Origin of the sequence: Granulicoccus phenolivorans DSM 17626 = NBRC 107789 = JCM 15570 (assembly GCF_000423085.1) — a bacterium.
GTDB lineage: Bacteria > Actinomycetota > Actinomycetes > Propionibacteriales > Propionibacteriaceae > Granulicoccus > Granulicoccus phenolivorans.
Map to the genome: position 1 here is coordinate 24,926 of NZ_AUHH01000002.1, position 21,667 is coordinate 46,592.

A 21,667-nucleotide genomic window follows, 5' to 3' on the forward strand; every position below is an offset into this window, starting at 1 on the left:
TCAACCTACCCGAGCCCACCGGGTGCGCCGGAGATTGCCAAGTGGCCGAAAAGTGTCGGAGGACGGTTCTAGGGTGGGCCCATCATGAATCTCGCGCTCAGTTCCCGCTCCGGTTCGCCCGCCGCTGCCCTCGCCGCCGGGGTGCAGCTGCACCTCGCGCCGGGCCTCGGGCCGCTCGGCGCCGGCGTCGCCGATCTGCTGCGGACGCCGCTGGCCGACCCGTTCGCCGCCGAGGCGATCGTGGTGCCCGGAGCCGGGGTGGAGCGCTGGCTGTCCCAGTCGCTGTCCCTGCGGTTGGGGATCAGCGCGGGGATCGACTTCCTGTCGCCGCAGCGGCTGCGCCGCGACCTGGTGCAGCAGGCGCTGGACCTGGACCCGGTGACCGATCCCTGGCTTCCCGAGGCGCAGGTGTGGGGATTGCTGCAGGTGATCGCCGAGGTCGCCGACGAACCCTGGTTCCGGCTGATCCGGGACCGGGTGGCCACCGGCCCGCGGGCCCACACCTATACCGCGGCGGTGCAGTTGCGTGACCTGTACGCCGACTACGCCGCGTATCGTCCGGCCATGTTGGAGCAGTGGCGGCAGGGCCGCTGGGTCGATCCCGACGGCACCGAGCTCGGTCCCGACGCCGCCTGGCAGGCCCGGCTGTGGTCCCGACTGCGCGCCCGCCTCGGCGGGCCGGATCCGGTCGAGCGGATCGGCTCGGCGGCCGCCGCCCTGCGCGAGCACCCCGAACTGTCCTCACTGCCGCCCCGGGTGTCGGTGTTCGGAACGCCCCGGCTCTCCCCCGATCTGGTGCCGCTGCTGGGCGCCCTGGCCGAGCACCGCCGGGTCGATCTGTGGCTCACCCACCCGTCGCCGGTCTGGTGGGACCGGGTGCGCGCCGACGCGGCGGGGTGGTCCCCGGGCCCTCGATCGGAGGATCCCACCTCACTGACTGCCCGGCATCGGCTGAACCGTCGCCTGGGCCGCGATGCCCGGGAGCAGCAGGTGCTGCTGCGGCAGCTGGTGGAGGTCCCCGGCGCACCGCTCCCGGAGCCCGACGCCCCGGGCGTGGGAACGCTGCTGGGCCGGCTGCAGGCGGCGATCCACGCCGACCTCGAGCACCCCGCGGCGCAGCCGCTCGACCCACAGGACCGCAGTGTTCGGTTCCATGCCAGCCACGGCCCCGACCGGCAGGTCGAGGTGCTGCGCGAGGTGGTGCTGGAGTTGTTGGCCGAGGATCCCACCCTGGAGCCACGCGACATCGTGGTGCTGTGCCCGCAGTTGGGCAGCTACCTTCCGCTGCTGCAGGCGGCCTGGCACACCGATGCCGGTGAGGTCGCGCAGCAGCATCCGGCGCAGGCGATCCGGATGCGCATCACCGACCGCTCGTTGCGCGAGCTCAATCCCCTGCTGGCGACGCTGACCCGGCTGATGGATCTCAATCGCTCCCGCGCCCGGTTGTCCGGGCTGCTCGACTTCTGTGCCGAGCCGGCCGTCGCGCGGCGCTTCGGGTTCACCGAGAAGCGGTTGGAGCGGCTGCAGAAGCTGCTGTCCGACGCCGGCTTGCGCTGGGGCATCGACGCCGATCATCGGCGCAACCATGCGATGGGCAGATTCGGGCAGAACACCTGGCGCGCCGGGCTGGACCGGCTGCTGCTCGGGGTGACCATGAGTGAGCAGGGCCATCACTTCCAGGGCCTGGTGCTGCCCTATGACGACGTTGCCTCCGAGGATGTCCAGCTGATCGGCAACTTCGCCGAGTTGGTCGAGCACCTCACTCGGATCGCCGACCTTTTCGGCCGGGCGCATAGCGTCACCGAGTGGGCGGAGTACTGCCGTGATGCGCTGTCCGCGGTGACCGAGCCCGCCCCGGCCGACCGCTGGCAGAAGGCGCATGCCTGGTCGGTGCTGGCCGATCTGGCCGATTCGGCCGGCGCCGACACCGCCGACCCGGTTCGGCTGACCCCGGCCGAACTGCGCTCACTGCTGCTGGACAGCGTGTCCGGGCGCAGTCCCCGGGCCAGTTTCGGCACCGGGGCTCTAACGGTGTCCTCGCTGCACGCCCTGCGCGGGGTGCCGCACCGGGTGGTGTGCCTGCTGGGCCCCGATGCCGGGGTGTTTCCGCATCACCAGCCCGAGCAGGGCGACAGCCTGATGCGACCGGATCCGTGGGTGGGTGACCCGGACGCCGCGTCGGCCGACCGGCAGGCGCTGCTGGAGGCGGTGCTCGCCGCCGAGCAGACTCTGGTGGTCATCCACGGCGCCTTCGATGCCCGGACCGGGCGTACGCGTCCACCCAGCGCCCCGATCGCCGAACTCCGCGCCGCGGTGACGGACCTGTGCACCGAAGACCCCTTCCCGGTGATCGAGCGTCGGCATCCGGCGCAGCCGTTCACTATGGACAACTTCCGCGACGGATCCGGCTTCGATCCGCTCGGGTACGCCATTGCCTCGACGCCACGCAGGTCGGACGAGCCCGAGCCGAGGTTCACCACGGCGATGCGCCTGCCGCCGCTGCCCGAGCACAGCACCGACCGGGTCAGCATCACCCTGCAGCAGTTGCAGCAGTTCTACGCCCACCCGATCCGGACCCTGCTGCGGAAACGGGCCGAGATCGATCCGTGGCGCACCGAGGAGCCCGCCGACGAGATCCCCACCGAACTCGACGGCCTGCAACGATGGCACATCGGCAATCGGATGCTGCGCGCCCACCTCGCCGGCGCCGACCTGACCCAACTGGCCGCGGTGGAATTGCGCCGCGGCGAGCTGCCCCCCGGGCAACTGGGTGACCGCGTGCTCCGCGACATCACCGACACCGTCAGTCGCGCGAAACAGTCGGCGGACCGGTGGGCCCAGGTGCCCGCCGACACCCGGTTCGTCCGCGCCGAAATCGGCAACTACGTGATCACCGGGTCGGTTCCCGACCTGCGCGACCGCACCATCCTGACGGTGGAATTCGGCCGGATCAAGGGCGGGCATCTGCTGAGATCCTGGCTGAACCTGCTCGCGCTGACCTGCCACCAGCCCAACTCCAGGCAAGCGGTGCTGATCGGCGCCCGGCAGCCGCCCCTGCAACTGCGCCGCGTTGAGGAAGCTCACGCCCGGGCGGTCCTCAGTGACCTGATCACCCTCTATCTGCGTGGCTGCACCGAACCCCTGCCGCTGCCGCCGAAAACGGGGTACGACTTCGCCCGCGGAAACCGGGAGAGCGCCGTGAAGACCTGGAAGGATGAATGTTCCGGCGGGTGGGAACACTTCTACCGCCCCTGGCTCTGGTCCCTGGAACAGCAGCCGTGTGGTCCCGAGGACGGGCCCGGCACCAATCGCTTCCAGGCCCTCAACCGGCGCGTGTGGCAGCCCCTGCTCGACCAGGTGGAGAAGCCGGCATGAGCGACCTGGACATCTCCGCCGAGGTCCGGACGACACCGCCGGCGCCGAGCGAGGCCCACCCCGCGGCCCCCTCGATCGACTTCTTCGACATCACCGGAGAGCTCCCCGCCGGGGGCACCTACGTGCTGGAAGCATCGGCCGGCACCGGCAAGACGTACACCATCGCCGCGCTCGCCGCACGCTACCTGGCCGAGGGAATCCCGCTGTCCCGCCTGCTCACCGTCACCTTCTCCCGGGCCGCGACCCAGGAGTTGCGGGACCGGGTGCAGAGTCGCCTGATCGGACTCGAGCAGGCCCTGACCCGCCGCCTCCGCCGTGGCCCGGATGCCCCGATCGAGCCGAGCGATCGGACCGATGACGTCACCCAGCTGCTGCTGACCGGACCGGACACCGTGCTCGACCAGCGCCTGCAGCGGATCACCGCCGCGCTGGCCGACTTCGATCAGGCCACCATCGCCACCACTCACGAGTTCTGCGGCCAGATGCTGGACCGACTCGGCCTGCTGTCGGGACGTGACCCGGCGCTGCAGCACACCGAGCGGATCGCCGAACTCACCCGCGAGGTCGCCACCGACTTCTGGCTGCGCAAGTATGCGTACGCCGCGGCCCCGGCACTCCCGTTCGCCGAGGCGATCAGCATTGCCGAGACCGTGGTCGAGTTCGTCGGCGAGGTCGGTCCGGACGACGAGCGGGCCGCCGAACGGGTGCAGTTCGCCCGCGCGGTCCGGGCCGAGGTCCAGCGCCGCAAACGGGAGCGGGGCTGGCACACCTACCACGACCTGTTGACCGACCTGCAGGAACTGTTGCACGACGAGTCCCTCGGGGAGACGGTCAAGCAGCGCCTGCGGGCCCGCTATGACGTGGTGCTGATCGATGAATTCCAGGACACCGACCCGATCCAGTGGGACATCGTGCGAACCGCCTTCGCCGGGCACGCGACGGTCATCCTGATCGGCGATCCCAAGCAGGCCATCTACGGGTTCCGGGGGGCCGACGTCCATTCCTACCTGCAGGCGACCGAACAGCCCGGCGCCCACCGGCTCACCCTGGACAAGAACTTCCGGACCGACCAGCCGCTGCTGGAGGCACTGGACGCCCTGTTGGGCGGTGCCGAACTCGGCGATCCCCGGATCGTGGTCCGCCCGGTCCGGGCCCACTGGCCGCACTCCCGGCTGAGCGACCCCGACCCCGGCCGGGTCACTCCACTGCGCCTGCGGTACCTGCCGGTGCCCGACTCCCCCCAGCTGCCGCGCCCGGATTTCGCCGATACGCACATCCGCAATGATGTGCTCGCCGAGATCCGGAGCCTGCTGGATTCCGCGACCCGGCTGGGCACCGGCGCCGCGGCCCGGCCGGTCCGACCCGGTGACCTCGCCATCCTGGTCCAGGCAAACTCCCGGGCCGAGGCGTACCGCCAGGCACTCGCCGATGCCGGCATCCCCGTCGTCTACCCGGGCGCCCAAGCGGTTTTCGGTAGCACCGAAGCCAAGGAATGGCTCACCCTGCTGCGAGCCATCCGGACCCGCGAGGCCCGCGACATCCGCGCTGCCGCGCTGACCGGGTTCGGTGGCTGGACCTACGAACGGCTGGCCCTGGCCACCGACGCCGAGCAGAACCGGCTGGCCGCCCGGATCAAGGAGTGGGCCGTCGCGTACGCCGAGGGCGGCCCCGCCATCCTGGCCGATCAGATTCTCGCCGACGGCGTGGGCGCACGGCTGATCGCGCGTCCCGGCGGGGAACGCCACCTGACCGATCTGCGCCACGTGGGCCAGTTGTTGCACGAGGCGCAGGTCACGCAGAGTCTCGGCCTGACCACCCTGATCGAGTGGTTGACCGAGCAGATCGCCGATGCGACCGAGGACACCAGCGGGGCGGACCGGACCCGTCGGTTGGAGACCGACGCCGACGCCGTGCAGATCATGACGGTGCATCGAGCCAAGGGACTGGAGTTCCCGATCGTCTTCCTGCCCGATCTGTGGCGCTCCCGACAGCGACGCGACGACAGCGGGCCGGTGGAGTACTACGCCGACGGCGCGCACCGGCTGTTTCTCGGCCCCCACCCCCGCCCCGACCGCGACGCGGCGCTCGGTTCGCACGCCGAGGAGGACGCGGCCGATCAACTGCGCCGGCTGTACGTGGCGATGACCCGGGCCCAGAGCCAACTGATCACCTACTGGGCCCCGTCGCGTTCCACCAAGGACTCCTCGCTGCACCGGGTGCTCAATCGGCAGGGCCGGGGTCAGGTGCCCAGGTACGCCGATCCCCGCTCCGGACCGGAGTCCTGGGGGCTGCAGCACCCCCAGATTTCGGTCGAACGGATCACTCCGACCGCCCCCGAACCGGTCGCCCCGGCGCAGGCGTTGGCACCGCAGTTGCGTACCTTCGACCGGACGATCGACCAGGTGTGGCGCCGGACGTCATACTCGGGGCTGACCGTCCAGGCACACGCGGCAGCCCCGGACACGATCAACGCACTCGAGGACGAGCCGGAGACCGACCGGACCAAGCCCGTCCCGCTGACCGGCGCCCTCGCCCGGGTCTCGCCGATGGCCGAACTGCCGCGAGGCACGGAGTTCGGCACCCTGGTGCACGCGGTGTATGAACATTTCGACCCGACCGCCCCGGATCTCGCCGCGGAACTGCTCCGGGCGGTCACCGCGGAACTGGCCCGCACCCCGATGGACATCGCCGCCGAGGCGCTGGCTGCGGGGCTGGAGCCCGGGGTGCGGACAGCCCTGGGCGACCTGACCGGCGGGCTCCGGCTGTGCGACTTCTCCCCGGCCGACCGGCTCGCCGAACTGGACTTCGAGTTCCCGCTGGCCGGTGGCCCCGACGCCGCGCCCGGGACCGGCCTGCGGCTGAGTGGGATCGCCGACCTGCTGGATCGGCATCTGGCGGCCGACGACCCGCTGCGGTCCTACCCGGATCGGCTGCGGGATCCCGGCCTGGGATCCCAGGTGCTGCGCGGCTTCCTGACCGGATCGATCGATGCCGTACTCCGGGTGCCGGGTGCCGACGGTCCCCGCTTCGTCGTGGTCGACTACAAGACCAACTGGCTGGGTCCGCCGGACAGCGCCGACCTGGTGGTCGGGCACTACCGCCCCGAGGCAATGGCGCAGGCCATGATGCAGGCGCACTATCCGTTGCAGGCCCTGCTCTACTCGGTTGCCCTGCACCGCTTCCTCTCCTGGCGCCTGCCCGGCTACGACCCGGCCCGGCACCTGGGCGGCGCCGGATATCTGTTCGTCCGCGGGATGGCCGGCCCCGATACCCCCGTGCTGGACGGGATGCCGTGCGGCGTGTTCACCTGGCGGCCCAGTGCCGCCCTGGTGCTGGATCTCTCCGCTGCGATCGATCAGACCGACCCGGATCCGGAGGCCCGCCGATGACGCTGCTGGACACCTTCGCCGAGTCCGGCGTACTGGGCCCGGCCGACCTGTACACCGCCCGTCGGGTCGCCGACCTGTACGCCGAACCGGACGAGCAGGTACGCCTGGCCGCCGCGCTGACCGTCCGGGCGTTGCGCGCCGGATCGGTGTGCGTGGATCTGGCGACCGTGTCGGATCTGGTCCTGGACCAGGAACGCGAGAGCACCGAAGACCTCGCCGCGCTCCCCTGGCCCGAGCCCGCGGCGTGGCAGAGCGCCCTCGAAGGGTCCCCGATGGTCTCCCGCGGCCCCGGTGGGCTCGGTGGGCGACCGTTGCGGGTGGTCGAGGGCCTGGTCTACCTGGAGCGCTATTGGGAGCAGGAGGAGCAGGTGCGCAGCAATCTCACCCTGCTGACCCGACTGCATCCTCCGGTCGACCTGGCCGACCTGCGTTGGCAACTGAACGAGCTGTTCCCCGGCACCGATCTGGAGCCCGGAGTGCCCGACGCCCAGCGGGCCGCGGCCGCGCTGGCGGCCCTGAACGCGGTCACCGTGATCGCCGGCGGTCCCGGCACCGGGAAGACCAGCACGATCGCCCGAATCCTGCGGATCCTGTCGGAGTTGGCCGGCCGGGTTCCGACCATTGCGCTCGCGGCGCCCACCGGGAAGGCTGCCACCCGGCTGACCGAGTCCGTCCGGGGGCAGGCCGCCCGGGTCGGGGGCCGGTTCGCCACCGATCTGTCCGGGCTGACCGCGACGACTATGCATCGACTGCTGGGCCCGCGCCCCGGGTCCAATACCCGGTTCCAGCACGACCGGGACAATCCGCTGCCCCACGAAGTGATCGTGATCGATGAGATGTCGATGGTCTCGCTGACGATGATGGCGCGCCTGCTCCCGGCGGTCCGTCCGGATGCTCGCCTCATTCTGGTCGGCGATCCGGATCAGCTGAGTTCGGTCGAGGCGGGCGCCGTGATGGGTGACATCACCCGGTTGCCGTTCCAGCCCGATTCCACGCTCACCGCGCGGCTGGCCGAGGTCGCCGATCCGGCCCGGCCGAATGCCCCGCTGACCTCCGCGAACGTGGTCACCCTGGACCACACCTGGCGCTATGGCGGCCAGATCGCCGAACTGGCCGCTGCCATCCGGACCGGCGACCCGGAGCGTACCCTCGAGGTCCTGTCCCGCTCGCCCGCCGCGGGGGCCGACGGGTCGATCCACTTCGTCGACCTGCCCGCCGGGATCGAGCCCGGACCGCAGGGCCTGCCCGGGTCGGTGGCCGACGCCGTCCGGCGCGATGCGGTGTCGGCGGTCCGGGAGATGTACGCCGCGGCGCAGGCCGGGGACGCCGAGACCGCCACGCGCGCCCTGGAGCAGCACCGCGTGCTCTGCGCGCATCGCAGCGGTCCCTACGGGGTGACCCGCTGGGCCGCCCAGGTCGAGGCCTGGCTGCGGGCGGACCTGCCCGGCTACGGCGCCGAGGGCGACTTCTACCTCGGCATGCCCCTGCTGATCACCGAGAACGATGCGAGTGTGGACCTGGCCAACGGCGACACCGGGGTGATCATCCGGACCGCCGAAGGGCTGCGGGCCGCTTTCGACCGCGGCAGCGGTCCCCGGCTGTATTCCCTGATCCAGCTCGACAAGGCCGAACCGGTGCATGCGATGACGGTGCACAAGTCCCAGGGCAGCCAGTTCGACCGGCTCACCTTCGTGCTGCCGCCGCTGGACTCGCCCCTGCTCACGCGCGAGTTGCTGTACACCGCGGTGACCCGCGCGAAGAGTGCGGTACGCCTGATCGGCTCCGCCGCTGCCGTCCGCCGCGCCGTCGAACGTCCCGCAAACCGAGCTTCCGGCCTGGCCCGGCGGCTGCGCTGATCAGGCGAGGAGTACCGATGTCCGAGACCCACTCCGTCCCCGGGGAACGGCCGGTGTTCGACGTCGTCGCGGCCGTGATCGTCGACGCTGACCGCACGTTGTGTACCCGGCGGGGCACCGGCCCGCTGGCCGGACTGTGGGAGTTCCCCGGCGGCAAGATCGAGCCGGGTGAAGCGCCCGAGCAGGCCCTGACCCGCGAGATCGCCGAGGAACTCGGCTGTCGGATCCGGGTCGAAGAGCCGATCACCACCACCACGCACGCCTACGACTTCGCGGTGATCACCCTGGCCAGCTATCGCTGCCGGTTGGTCGCCGAGCCACCGCGGCTGACCGAACACACTGCGGCCCGGTGGCTCGCCGCCGGCGATCTGACCGAGCTCGACTGGGCGCCGGCCGACCTGCCGACGGTCCGTGCCCTGCAGCAGGCAACTCGATGACCGAGGCCAGTTTCCCGCGCACCGATCTTGCCGTCGACATCAGCCATGGGCTGCTGCAGCGCAACGATCGTGCGCCACGCAGGATGAATCCTCAGGTCGTCCTCAATGCCGAGCAGGCAAATCAGACCGTGCTCCGGATCCTTCGCGAGGAGTTGTTGCACAGCCACACGTTCTTGTTCTCCACCGCTTTTGTGACCCCGCGGGCGATCGCGCTGCTCAAGCAGGAGTTGATCGACTTCGCCGACAATGGGGGCACAGGTACCGTCGTCACCTCCACCTATCTGCGCTTCAACAGTCCCCAGGCATTCGCGGAGTTGCTCAATCTGCGCCGGATCGGCCTGGATGTCCGGGTCCACTCAGCTCCGGCCTTTCACCCCAAGGGGTATCTGTTCACCGAATCCGGACTCCATACGGCCATGATCGGCAGTTCGAATCTCACCGAGAACGCCCTGGTTCGTAACTACGAATGGAACCTGAAGATCAGCGCAGCCCCCGGCAGTGACCTGGGGGAACAACTGGCAGCCCTGCTGCGGCGTCAGATCAGCGAATCCGAGCCGCTGACCCAGCAGTGGGTGGACGATTACGCCGCCGGGTGGACGCCGCCTCGCGGCGTCGACGCGGGCCCGGCCGCCGGGGCGTACCGACGAAGCAGCAAGGGTGCGGTGATTGTGCCGACGCCGATGCAACGCGAAGCCCTGGCCGCGTTGGCCGAACTGCGCGCCGCCGGGGAACGCCGAGCCCTGATCATTTCGGCGACCGGCACCGGCAAGACCATGCTCTCCGCCCTCGACGCGCGCACCGCCGCGGCCGGTTCGACGCTGTTTCTGGCCCACCGTGAGCAGATCCTCGACCGGACCATCACCGAGTACCGCAAGGCACTGGGCGGCAGCGCCGACGACTTCGGCAAACTCAGTGGCTCGGTCCGCCAGACCGACGCCCAGCACCTGTTCGCAACCATCCAGACGCTCTCGAAGCCGGAGATCCTCGCGCAGTTCTCCCCGGGCCGCTTCGATTACATCGTGATCGACGAAGCGCACCGGGCGTCCGCCGACAGCTATCGGCGCGTCCTGGCGCACTTCACTCCACGGTTCCTGTTGGGGATGACCGCGACTCCGGAACGGATGGACGGCGAAGATATCTATCCGCTGTTCGACCACAACGTCCCCTATGAGATCCGCCTGCACCGAGCGCTCGAGGACGATCTGCTCTGCCCCTTCCACTATTACGGTGTCGCGGACGTGGCCTTCGACTCGGTGCTCGACGGCGCCGGCGATGCCGCTGCCCCACCCGAGCTGTCGGTGCTGATCAGTGCCGAGCGGGTGGCACATCTGATCCGGGCAATCGAGATCTACGGGCAGGCGGGGGTCGCCCCGCGGGGCCTGATCTTCTGCAGCCGGATCGAGGAGGCGCGGGCCCTCTCTGAGGCGCTCAACGAGCGCACCCTCCGCGGACAGCCCCTGCGGACGGTGGCCCTGGCCGGGAGCGATTCGATCGAGTTCCGGAAGGAAGCAGTGGCGCGTCTGGAGGCGGGCGACGTGGACTATCTGCTGACCGTGGACGTGTTCAACGAGGGAGTGGACATTCCGTCGATAAACCAGATCATCATGCTGCGCCAGACGCAATCCGCCACCGTCTTTGTCCAACAACTCGGCCGGGGGCTACGAAAACATCCAGCGAAGGACTATGTGGTCGTCCTGGACTTCATCGGGAATTATCAGAACAACTATCTGATCCCGGTCGCCTTGTTCGGTGATGAATCCCTGCACAAGGAGTCACTCAATCAGCGGCTGGCCGCGGCCGAAGAGTCCGGCGTGCTGCCCGGGCTGGCCAGCATCCGGTTCGACCGGGTCTCGCAGCGTCGGGTGCTTCGTTCGATCGCCGACGCCCGCCTGGATTCCGTCCCGAATCTGAAGCAGGCGATCATGCGCCTGCGCAGTCGACTGGGTCGCCTTCCCGATCTGGCCGACTTTCTGCCCGCCGAGTCGGCCGATCCCGTACTGCTGGCCACCAAGCGGCGGTCCTATCCGGATCTCGTCGAACAGGTCCTGCGTACGCCTATGGGCCTCACCGACCAGCAGCACGGGTGGCTCAAGCAGTTGTCCCATGAAGTCCTGCCGGCCGCCCGGGGCCATGAGTTCGAGGCCCTGGCCGGACTGCTGCGACGCCCCGGACTGACCGCGTCGGAACTGGCCGCGCTGTTCATCGACGCCGACCTGCCCGTGGACGACCAGACTGTGGCGTCCGTGTCGGACTCATTTACGCTGGCCACCCACAGCCGGACGGTCCAGGATCGCTATCCGGAGCGAGTCGCGGAGCAGGTCGGCGGGCAGGTGCGCCTGACCCACGCCTTCATGGCGGGCTACCAGCAGAATCCGGCCTTTGGCCGCGCGGTAGACGACATTGTGATGACCGGCCGACAGCTGGTCGCCCGCCGGTACGCCGCCGCGCATCCTTTCGCTCCCGGCTACCAGTATTCACGCAATGAAGTCACCCGGCTGCTCGGGTGGCCTCGCTCCTTCGCGTCCACGATCTACGGTTACAAGATTTATCGTGGCGTGTGCCCGATCTTCATAACGCTGCACAAGCCCGCGAATGTGCCGGAGAGTCTTCAGTACCAGGACCGGCTGCTCGATCCGCAGACCGTGGAGTGGTTCACCCGGTCCCGACGGACGCTGACGAGTAAGGACGTGGCTCCGATCGTGGCCAATCAGGTCCGGGTCGAGGTCTTCGTCCGGCGTGATGACGCCGAGGGTCCGGCGCACTACTACCTCGGCTCGGCGACCTCAGCCGAGGCCCGCGAGGATTCGATGCCCGAGGGGGCCAGAGCTCCGGTGGTCCGGATCCGACTGCACCTTGCCGAGCCGATCGGATCCGGCTTGTTCGACTACTTCCACCCCACCCTTTTCAGCTGAGTCCGGCCGGTTGCCGGCCGCCTCGATGCGAGTGGCCGACCCCACCACCTTGCGATATTGTCATTTCATCATGTCGCAACAATGGACCGCGCGTCCGCTCTACGAGGTCAAGGCCGGACTGTTCCGGGGCCTGTCGCATCCCTATCGCATCCGCCTGCTGGAGCTGCTCGCCGACGGCGAGGAACACACCGTCACCGAGCTCCTGGAGAACATCGAGCTGGAACCCTCCCATGCGTCGCAACACCTGGCAGTGCTGCGACGCCATCGCCTGGTGGATTCCGAACGCCGGGGCAGCCACGTCTACTACCGGCTGGTGTCCCCCAAGGTGGCCGAGCTGCTGGCGGTCGCCCGCTCGCTGCTGTTCGAACTGACCACCGCCGACGCCGAAGCGGTCGAGGCCCTGGCCGAGCTCCCGGATCTGCCGGCCCGATGAGTGTGGCTCAGCGGGTCCGTTCCCTGCTTCCTTCCCTGGATGACTACCGGAACCTGCGCCACACCTGGCGCAGCGACCTCGTTGCCGGTCTCACCGTCGGCATCGTGGCCCTACCACTGGCGCTCGGCTTCGGGGTCAGCTCCGGCGTCAGCGCCGAAGCCGGACTGATCACCGCGATCGTGGCCGGCATACTGGCGGCGATCTTCGGCGGTTCGAACGTTCAGATCTCCGGACCGACCGGCGCCATGGTGGTGGTCCTGCTGCCGATCGTCGCCCAGCACGGGGTCGGTGCCGTGGCCACGGTGAGCGTACTGGCCGGTCTCATCGTGATCGTCGCCGGCGTCCTGCGACTGGGCCGCGCGGTCTCGTTCATCCCGTGGCCGGTGATCGAGGGATTCACCCTCGGTATCGCGCTCATCATCTTTCTGCAGCAGGTTCCCCTGCTGACCTCCCACGACCAAGCGGGTGCCGGCGAGCACAGTTCGAATGCGGTCATCGCCGCCGGCCAGGCGATCGCGGCTGCCGACCCGGCGTACGTCGCCTGGGCGGTCGGGGCCGCGGCAATCGTGGCGGTCATCATGGTGCTCGCCCCGCGGGTGCATCGCGCGATCCCGGGCTCGATCATCGGCATCGTGGTGGTCACCCTGCTGTGCGCGGTCGTGCCGACCCCGCTGGCCCGGATCGGCACCCTGCCCAATACCCTGCCCGCACCGTCGCTGCCCAACCTGAATCCGGCCGTGGTGGGGTCCTTGCTGATGCCCGCGGTCACGGTCGCAGCCCTGGCCGCGATCGAATCGCTGCTCTCGGCCCGGGTCGCCGCCTCGCTGGAGGACACCGGACCCTATGACCCGGACCGCGAACTGGTCGGCCAGGGTCTGGCCTCCATCGGTTCCGGTGTCTTCGGCGGCATGCCGGCCACCGGCGCCATCGCCCGGACCGCGGTCAATGTCCGCGCCGGCGGCCGAACCCGCCTGGCAGCGATCGTGCATTCGCTGGTCCTGCTGACGATCGTGCTCGTGGCGGCCGGGCCGGTCGGAATGATCCCGCTGGCCGCACTCGCCGGGATCCTGATGGTGACCGCCGTCCGGATGGTGCAACTGTCCACCGTGCGCTCGATCATCCGGTCCACCCGGTCCGATGCCGCCGCGTTCCTGCTCACCGCCCTGGTCACGGTCTCCTTCGACCTGATCGTCGCCGTGATCGTCGGGATGGTGCTGGCCGGGATCGTCGCGCTGCGCCACATGTCCCGGGCGGCCGGCGTACATCGCGAGGAGTTGGCCGGGGAGCCGCAGCCCGGGGACGAACGGATCGCCGTGCTGCGGCTGGACGGACCGCTCATCTTCACCTCGGCCGACCGGGTCCTGGAGCTGGTCACCGGCATCCGTGGCACCCAGGTGGTGATCCTGCGGCTCTCCCAGCTCGAACTGGTCGATGCCAGCGGCGCCCGGGTCCTCGCCGAAATCGTTCAGTCCCTGGAACGACGCGGGATCACCGTGCTGATCAAGGGCGTACGCTCCGACCACGATCGGCTCTTCCGATCGGTGGGTGTGCTGGCCTCACTGCGCCATCACCGGCATCAGTTCAACGATCTCGATGCGGCGGTGGCACATGCCCGCAGTCACGTTCAGCGGGCCGAGGCCGCCGGGTAGCGCCACCGATCGATCAGGGCCGCCGCGATCGAGCCGCGGAACGGCAACTTCACCGTCCCTGCTTCCACCGCGCGGGCCAGCTCGTCCCGCGTGAACCACGCTGCGTGCACGATCTCCTCGCCGTCCACCTTGATCTCGGTGGTCGCGGCGCGGGCCTCGAACCCGATCATGATCGAGCGCGGGAACGGCCAGGGCTGTGAGCCCATGTACTTCACCTCACGCAGGTGGATCCCGGACTCCTCGAGCACCTCCCGGAAACAGGTCTGTTCGAAGGACTGCCCCGCCTCGACGAACCCGGCGAGCACCGAGTAGCGGCCCTCGTCCCAGGTCCCCTGATGGGCGAGCAGGATCCGGTCGTCGTCATCGATGATCGACACGATGACCGCCGGATCGGTCCGCGGAAACTCGAGCCAGTCACAGTTCGGGCAGATCCGGGCGTACCCGCCCCGGATCCGCTGGGTGAGCTTGCCGCAGGACACGCAGTAGCCACCGGAGCGATGCCAGTTCAGGATCGCCGCGGTCGAGGTGATCACCTCGAGTTCGCCACCCTCGGCGCGCCCGAGCAGCTTCCGGATGGCGACCGTGGGTGTGTCCAGGATCGTGGTGACCGCGAAATACGGCACCCCCTCGAGCAGGCCCAGGAACACATGGCGCTGCTCGTCGTACTCACCGGTGGTGTCCACCGGCTCGATCCGGCCGGCCTCGCGGTCACCGCGGAACTGCCCCTCCCAATCGACCTCGACCAGCCGGGCCCGTGGATCGGCCCACAGTTCGGCGAGACGCTCGGCGGTCCGGGCGTCATCGGCCCGATCGAGAATGGCTTCTTGACCCCAGTTGTGCAGCGACCAGTTGTTCACAACCCCACCGTATCGTTCAACCAACTCTCCAGTTCAGTCCTGCCCCCGAGACCGGTCGGGCGGACCAGCCGGGCATCGCGGACGTAGTAGAAAACGGCATCGACCTGATCGGGGGTCAAGCCGTGCAGTTCGGCCCACGCCAGCCGGTAGATCGCCAACTGCCCCACATCGGCCTCGGTGGCCGCATTGGTCTTCCAGTCCACCACCTGCCAGTGGTAACCGTCGCTCCCGTCCAGTCGGTACGCCGCATCGATCCGACCCCGGATCAGCTGGGCGCCCAGCCGCAGCGTGAAGGCGCGCTCGATGGCGTCGGGGATTCGCTCGGCGTACGGCCCGGCCCGGAACGCGTCGATCAGCTCGGTCAGTTCGGTCCGGTCGGGGGTGTCCTCATCGGCCCGATCGGCCAGGGTGTCCGGGTCGAACAGGGGCACGGTGTGCTGCAGGCGGGCGTAGTACTGCTCGACCCACTCGTGGAACAGCGACCCGCGTCGGGCGGCTGCCGACGGCGGCTGGGGCATCGGCCGGATCAGTTCGGCGGCGAAGGCCTGGGGGTCGGCGCGGACCTGCAACAACCGCGTCGCCGACAGCGACTCCGGCATCAGCACCGCACGTACGCCGCGGCGCGACTCCCGCAGCTCGGCGGTCAGCCGATCGATGTCATCGTCCCAGCCGGCGATCTGCTCGGCGATATCCAGCATCAGCGGTTCATCGTCCAGCTGATAGGAGCCGGTCTGCGCGAAACGGGCCCGAGCCGCCTCCACAGCCAGGGCCGCGTCCCGGCGGCGGCGTTCGGCATCCGGGTCCAGGGGCTGCGGCCAGACCACGGCCTCGATGGTGGCGTCCAACGGGTTCTGCGCCCCGGCTTCCGGCGCCGGCGCCTCGGCCAGCATGCGGCCGTCCCGACGGGCCACCTCGCTGATCACCCGGAAGTACGGCGACGGCGCCTTCGGTTTCACCAGGCCCGGCTGCCACACATGCGCGGAGGCCACCAGGCGCCGCTTGGCCCGGGTGACCGCGACATAGGCCAGGCGATCCTCCGAGCGGGTCTGCTGCTCCTTGAGCGCCGTGGCGTACGCATCCAGCCCGACCTTCGACACCTCGGTCAGCTGCGGGATCGAGTCCCGGTCCCCGCGCAGCCCCGCGGGGACCGCCGCCGCGTTCTTGGTCCAGTTGTCGGTCACCCGAGTGCTCGGGAACACCTCGGCGACCACCCCGGGCAGGAACACCAGCTGCCACTCCAGCCCCTTCGCCTTGTGCACGGTGAGCAGCTTCACCGAGTTCGCCTCGGTCGGGACCGCCTGCTCCAGCCCGACCGAATGCTCGACCTCGGCATCCAGATAGGCCAGCAGACCGCTGAGCGAGGCGTCACCGTCCACATCGACATAGCCGGCCACCGCGTCGAGGAAGGTGGCCAGCTGGGTGCGCCGCCCGGACGCGTCGAACTCGGGGGTGGCAACCAGTTCCACGTCCAGCCCCAGCGCCTGGATCACCCGTCTAACCAGATCCAGCACCGGCTCCTCGGCATGGGAGCGCAGCGTGGCGAGCTCGGCGGCGCAGATCGCGAACCGCTGTCGGGCCGCCTCCGAGTAGGGCAGGTCCCCGGGATCGGAGAGCGCATCGACCAGGCTGATCACCTCGGTCGGGTCGATGTCGGCCACCGCGTCGGCCAGTGCCGCGGCCAGTTCCTCGGATTCCGCCGCCTCGTCGCGGCGCTGGCCGGCCAGGTACGCCGCACGCTGCCCCAACAGGGCAAGATCCCGCGGCCCGATCCGCCACCGCGCCCCGGACAGCAGTCGCAGCAGACTCGGATTGGCGGTCACATCGTTCACCAGCCGCAGCGTGCAGACCACGTCCAGGATTTCCGGGAGTTCCAGCAGACCGCCCAGCCCGACGATCTCCACCGGGATCGAGCGGGCCGACAACTCCCCGAACAGCGAGCCGATCTGGCTGTTGCGCCGGGCCAGCACCGCGATGTCGGACCAGGCCGCGACCTCGCCGTGCTCCTTGGCGGCCGCGATCTGGTCGGCCACCCACGCGATCTCCTCGGGCCAGCTGATGAAGGTGGCCGCAGCGACCTCGCCGGCCGGCGCCTCGGGCGGACCGACCAGGGCCTGATCGGACAGGTCGGAGGTCAGCAGCGGGTCCGCGCGCAGGGGTGCGGCCAGCTGGTTCGCCACCTCGAGGATGGTGTGCCCCGAGCGCCGGTTCACCGTGAGGGCGTACGGCGTGGCCGGCCCTCCATCGGCCCGCCGGAAGTGGTCGCTGAACTCGAGAATGTTGCTCGCGGCGGCGCCGCGCCAGCCGTAGATCGCCTGGAACGGGTCGCCCACAGCAGTCACCGGATGCCCGCGCCCCTCGTCGGTGCGCTCCCCGGAGAACAACCCGTGCAGCAGTTCGGCCTGGGCCGAGGAGGTGTCCTGATATTCGTCGAGCAACACCACCCGGAACTGCTCGCGCAGCAGTTCCCCGACCACCGGCACCCGGCCGACCAGGTCGGCGGCCACCGCCATCTGATCGGAGAACTCCACCACGCCCAACTCACGTTTCAGTCGCTGGTACTGGGTCACCAGCCCGGCCAATTCCAACCGTTCGTCCAGGGTGGCCAGCGCATCGTCGATCTGCTTGTACCGGCCCCCGCCGCGTTTGGGCGGCGCCGACAGCAGTTCCATCCGGTACGCCCGGGCGTCGGCGTCCAGGTCGGCCGCGCTGACCAGGTGCGACTGCATGTCGCTGTCCAGGCCGAGCACCCGCTCGGTGATGCTGCTCGGACGCAGCCGGGACAGGGCCTCGAACGGCCCGGCGGCATTCTTCACCACTCGCGCCGCCAGCCGGTAGCGCGTGGCGCCGGTGATCATCACCGGGTCGGTGTCCACCCCGATCCGCATCCCGTGCTCCGACACCAGGCGCGCGGCGAACGCGTCATAGGTCATCACGACCTGCTCGCCGGCCTCGTCCACGCCATCGTTGTTCAGCACGTCGGCCCGGACCAGCGCGGCCCGCACCCGGGCGGACAGTTCGGCGGCCGCCTTACGGGTGAAGGTCAGCCCGAGCACTTCCTCGGGGCGGACCTGCCCGGTCCCGACCAGCCAGACCACCCGTGCGGCCATCACCGTCGTCTTGCCCGACCCGGCGCCGGCGATGATCACCGCGGGCTCCAGCGGGGCGGTGATCGCAGCCAGTTGCTGGTCGGAGAACGGGATCCCCAGGGCCTCGCACAGTTCGTCGGGGGTACGCAGCGCCCGCCGGGCACCGGGAAAGTCCAGCACCGTCATGAGATCACTTCCTTCGACTGGACCGGGCACGAGGAGCGGAACGGGCAGTAGGAGCACGACGTGCACCGGCGCGCCACGAAGTTCTCGCTGCGGACGATCCGCGCGGCCCGGGCAACCTGTTCGTCGGCCCAGCTCGGGTAGCCCTGGTCGGCCTCGCCCAGATGCGGCTGCTCGGCCAGCGAGGCCTGGGTGGCCACGGTCGGATACCCGTCACCGGCGCTGAGATACACCAACTCCGCGGCCCCGACCTCGCGGGTGTCGATCAGGTCGGCGAAGGCCCCGTGGGTGGCCGCCAGTTGATACAACCCCAGCTGCGGATGCTGCGGAACCCGGCTCTTCAGGTCGCGCGGCACCCGGCCGGTCTTGTAGTCGACGATGACCAGCTTGCCGTCGGGGCGCAGCGCAAGCCGGTCCACCGTCCCACCGAGCTCGACCGATTCTCCGCCGATGGTGGTGCGCACGGTGAAGGCGACCTCATTGCCCAGGGTCCGGCGCTGGTCATTGGCCTGCTCCCACGCGGTGAACCGCTCCAGGGCGGTCTCCGCCTCCACCCGTTCGGTGGCCGACAGGTAGTTCGCCGGGAAATCGAGTTGGTCCCAGACCAGGTCGAGGTTGTCGGCCAGTTCGGTGGCCGGGATCTGCTCGTTGCTGGCGTACTCGATCAGAGTGTGCAGCACCGTGCCCTTGCTGGCCGCGCCGCGCTGCCCCGCCTCGCCCCGGGCCCGCCGCTGCAGGAACCACCGCCGGGGACACTCCAGCAGCGCCTCCAGCGACGAGCCGGTGATCCGCACCGGCTCCTGGTGGCGCTGCACGGCCTGCGCCGAATGCGTCAACGGTGCCAGTCCCCACCACCGCTTCGGGTCGGCCGCCCCGACCAGCGGCCGCTGCTGGTCATCGTGGGCATCGGCGAGCATGGCCAACCGGACGGCGGCCGCATCCCGCAGGGCCGGCGCGGCCTGCGGATCGACGCTGACCCGGCGCAACTCGCCGACCAGCCCGGTCAGGGTCAGCGGGCGGGCCGGGCGTCCGGTCACGTGCACCGGTCTGGCGCCCAGTTCCGTCAGGAACCGCGACGGCTGATCGCCCTCGCCCTCGGTGCCGGAGACCGCGGTCACCACCAGCCGCTCCCGGGCGCGGGTGCAGGCCACGTAGAACAGCCGTCGTTCCTCGGCCAACAGCGCGCTGGGTGGCTCGGCCTCGGTGAGCCCCTGCGGACCGAGTCGATCGGCCTCCAGCAAGGACCCCCGGCGGCGCAGATCGGGCCAACTGCCCTCCTGGACCGAGGCCACCACGACCAGCCGCCACTCCAGCCCCTTCGCCCGGTGCGCGGTCATCACCCGGACGCCCTGCCCCCGGACATCGGCCTCCCGCTGGGTGTCGGCCGGAATCTGCTGCGCCGCGACCACGGCGAGGAACGCCTCCAGCCCGCGGGTGCCGACCACCTCGCCGGAGCGCCTGGCCACCGCAAACAGGGCGCAGATGGCATCGAGGTCCCGATCGGCGCGCCGGGTCAGGTCGCCCCCGGCATCGGCCTCGGTACGCAGCCGACGCGGCCACTCGGTGCCCGCCCACAGCGTCCACAGGGCCTCCTCGGCGGTCCCGCCCCGGGTCACCACCTGCTCCACCTGCTGCAGCAGCTCGGCGAGTTGTCGCCCGGCCACCAGTTCCCGGCTGTCCCCCACCAGTTCGGCGGCCTGGCTGAACCGCTCCGGTTCCAGCAGGGCCAGCCGGATCAGCTCGTCCGACAGTGGCGGGAGGGCGCCGTGCTCCCGGCGCTCGGCCTCCCGCAGTGACCGTCCCAGCCGGCGCAGTCCGAGGCTGTCCAGGCCGCCGAGCGGGGACAGCAACAGTTGCGCCGCTTCCTCGTTCTCGGCCCGTCGGGAGCGGCGGACCACATCCAGCGCGAGCAGCAGCGGCCGGACCGCGAGCTCGGCGGACAGGGCGATCTCGTCGCCGGCCACCTCGATCGGCACCCCGGCCGCACTCAGGGCCCGGCTCAGGCCGGGGATGCTGCGCCGCCCGGAGCGGACCAGCACCGCCATCTCGTCCCAGCCGAAGCCCTCGCGCAGGTAGGCCCGGCGCAGCAGGTCGGCAATGTATTCGGCCTGGGCGCCCTCGGAGTCATAGGTGTACGCCCGGACCTCCCCGGCCGGCGCGGTCGGCTCGGGCATCGGTTGCCCGAAGGCCCGGCGCACGTCGGGAGCCAGGCCGGACGGCTGGGGCAGCCGGTTGGCGAGCGTGGCCGCGGTGTGGGCGAGACGGCGACCGAACCGCCGAGTGCGGCCGAGGGCGATCGTCGGGGCCGGGGCCTGCGGCGTCCCGAACGTGGTCGCGAAGTCCGCGATCGCGCCGCCCTGCGCGCCCCGGAAGGCGTAGATGGACTGATGCGGGTCACCGAACGCGACCAGGGTATCCCCGGGAGCGACCAACTGCCGCAACAACCCGATCTGGCTGGGGTCGGTGTCCTGGTACTCATCGACCCAGATGCCGTCGATCTCGTCGCGCACCTGCGCCAGATTCTCCGGATCGGCCAGCAGGAGCCGGCAGCGATGCACCAGCTCGGCATAGTCCAGGGCCCCCTCGAAGTCGAGGACCTCGAGGTATTCATCCATGAAGGTGCCGACGCTGACCCACTCCCCACGCCCGGCGCGCCGGCCGGCATCGATCAGGTCCTCGGCATCCATCCCCAGCATCCGCGCCCGGGAGAACACCGCCCGGACCTCCTGAGCGAAGGCGCGGGTGTGGTACGCCTGCTCGACCGAGGGGGGCCAGCCCCCCGATCCCTCCCGCTCGAAGGCACCGCTGAGCACCTCCCGTACCCGGAAATCCTGCTCCGGGGCGGTCAACAGCCGGGGCATCGGCTCCTCCGGGGAACGTTGCACGAAGCGGCGCAGCAACGCGAAGCAGAAGGAGTGGAAGGTCATGGCCTGGGGCGTACGCACCGCCGCGCCCAACCGGGCGGCGATCCGGCGGCGCAGATCCGCGGCAGCCCGTCGGGAAAAGGTGAGCACCAGCGGCAGCGGCCCGTCGGGCCCAGCCGCGCCGGCCCGGACCCGGGCCACCACCGACTCCACCAGGGTCGTCGTCTTCCCCGTGCCCGGACCCGCCAGCACCAACAACGGGCCACCGGCATGGTCGACCACCTGCTGCTGGAACTCGTCGAGCCGGGGCGCGGCCACCGCGGTCGAGCGGGCCAGGAGCTGATAGCGACCCGCCGTTCTCGGGGGCGCGGTGAGGTCGGTGCTGGACATGGCCCCCATGCAACCAGATGGCACCGACAAGAATCGGCACCGCAGTGCTCCCGGGCAGCTCTGCGGCCGGCCGACCCGGGTGGATCCAGCCGAAAATCCGGTCCCCCCGAGTCTCCCGGACCGGGCTCCCCCGGTCTTCTGCCGCCCTCCATTGTGTGGGACGCTTGGACTGCCGCACTGCACCCGGGGGCAGTCCCTGCACCTGCGGGGCTGAAGGTCATGCGGCATCGCTTCAC

Annotated in this window: 10 protein-coding genes; 7 read left to right on the plus strand and 3 right to left on the minus strand. The window is 70.4% G+C overall.

The annotated features are described in order from the left end of the window. Positions 1–84 precede the first annotated feature (84 nt). The 7 genes from recC to G531_RS0101585 all read left to right on the plus strand — a co-directional run bounded on the left by recC (position 85) and on the right by G531_RS0101585 (position 14,051). Positions 85–3,375, plus strand: coding sequence for an exodeoxyribonuclease V subunit gamma (gene recC, locus G531_RS19655; protein WP_051214889.1), 3,291 nt, complete (start codon positions 85–87; stop codon positions 3,373–3,375). Next, positions 3,372–6,764: a UvrD-helicase domain-containing protein gene (locus G531_RS19660; protein WP_051214890.1), complete on the plus strand. Its 3,393-nt coding sequence runs from the start codon at positions 3,372–3,374 to the stop codon at positions 6,762–6,764. Before recC ends, G531_RS19660 begins: the two co-directional genes overlap by 4 nt. Then, on the plus strand, positions 6,761–8,620 hold the full coding sequence (recD, locus tag G531_RS0101565) for an exodeoxyribonuclease V subunit alpha (protein ID WP_026925910.1): 1,860 nt from the start codon (positions 6,761–6,763) through the stop codon (positions 8,618–8,620). The genes G531_RS19660 and recD overlap by 4 nt, the downstream gene beginning before the upstream one ends. Positions 8,621–8,637: 17 nt before the next feature. Then, complete coding sequence (locus G531_RS0101570) at positions 8,638–9,057, plus strand: (deoxy)nucleoside triphosphate pyrophosphohydrolase (protein ID WP_051214891.1); 420 nt, start codon at positions 8,638–8,640, stop codon at positions 9,055–9,057. After that, positions 9,054–11,969 (plus strand): DUF3427 domain-containing protein, encoded by a 2,916-nt coding sequence (locus tag G531_RS0101575; protein WP_051214892.1) that lies wholly within the window; start codon positions 9,054–9,056, stop codon positions 11,967–11,969. Before G531_RS0101570 ends, G531_RS0101575 begins: the two co-directional genes overlap by 4 nt. A 70-nt stretch (positions 11,970–12,039) precedes the next feature. Next, positions 12,040–12,402 carry an ArsR/SmtB family transcription factor gene (locus G531_RS0101580; RefSeq protein ID WP_026925913.1) on the plus strand — a complete coding sequence of 121 codons (363 nt, stop codon included), beginning with the start codon at positions 12,040–12,042 and terminating at the stop codon, positions 12,400–12,402. Continuing rightward, positions 12,399–14,051, plus strand: a complete 1,653-nt coding sequence (locus G531_RS0101585; RefSeq protein ID WP_026925914.1) for a SulP family inorganic anion transporter — start codon at positions 12,399–12,401, stop codon at positions 14,049–14,051. Before G531_RS0101580 ends, G531_RS0101585 begins: the two co-directional genes overlap by 4 nt. On the opposite strand, the gene nudC is transcribed toward G531_RS0101585, so the two are convergent. The 3 genes from nudC to G531_RS0101600 are packed head-to-tail and all read right to left on the minus strand — an operon-like array spanning position 14,027 to position 21,431. Beyond that, the gene (gene nudC, locus G531_RS19665) at positions 14,027–14,908 is read right to left on the minus strand and encodes an NAD(+) diphosphatase (RefSeq protein ID WP_051214893.1); all 882 of its coding nucleotides are present in this window, start codon (positions 14,906–14,908) and stop codon (positions 14,027–14,029) included. The genes G531_RS0101585 and nudC overlap by 25 nt on opposite strands. Then, entirely contained in the window at positions 14,905–18,180 is a 3,276-nt protein-coding gene (locus G531_RS0101595) for an ATP-dependent helicase (protein WP_051214894.1), read from the minus strand. The genes nudC and G531_RS0101595 overlap by 4 nt, the downstream gene beginning before the upstream one ends. After that, a complete protein-coding gene (locus G531_RS0101600) occupies positions 18,177–21,431 on the minus strand; it encodes an ATP-dependent helicase (RefSeq protein ID WP_051214895.1) in 3,255 nt (1,084 codons plus the stop codon). Before G531_RS0101600 ends, G531_RS0101595 begins: the two co-directional genes overlap by 4 nt. Positions 21,432–21,667: the final 236 nt, after the last annotated feature.

What these genes read in the sequence shown, in the direction of transcription:
- recC (WP_051214889.1), top strand. Translation starts at nt 85, where the DNA reads ATGAATCTCGCGCTCAGTTCCCGCTCCGGTTCGCCCGCCGCTGCCCTC.
- G531_RS19660 (WP_051214890.1), top strand. Translation starts at nt 3,372, where the DNA reads ATGAGCGACCTGGACATCTCCGCCGAGGTCCGGACGACACCGCCGGCG.
- recD (WP_026925910.1), top strand. Translation starts at nt 6,761, where the DNA reads ATGACGCTGCTGGACACCTTCGCCGAGTCCGGCGTACTGGGCCCGGCC.
- G531_RS0101570 (WP_051214891.1), top strand. Translation starts at nt 8,638, where the DNA reads ATGTCCGAGACCCACTCCGTCCCCGGGGAACGGCCGGTGTTCGACGTC.
- G531_RS0101575 (WP_051214892.1), top strand. Translation starts at nt 9,054, where the DNA reads ATGACCGAGGCCAGTTTCCCGCGCACCGATCTTGCCGTCGACATCAGC.
- G531_RS0101580 (WP_026925913.1), top strand. Translation starts at nt 12,040, where the DNA reads ATGTCGCAACAATGGACCGCGCGTCCGCTCTACGAGGTCAAGGCCGGA.
- G531_RS0101585 (WP_026925914.1), top strand. Translation starts at nt 12,399, where the DNA reads ATGAGTGTGGCTCAGCGGGTCCGTTCCCTGCTTCCTTCCCTGGATGAC.
- G531_RS0101595 (WP_051214894.1), bottom strand. Translation starts at nt 18,180, where the DNA reads ATGACGGTGCTGGACTTTCCCGGTGCCCGGCGGGCGCTGCGTACCCCC.
- G531_RS0101600 (WP_051214895.1), bottom strand. Translation starts at nt 21,431, where the DNA reads ATGTCCAGCACCGACCTCACCGCGCCCCCGAGAACGGCGGGTCGCTAT.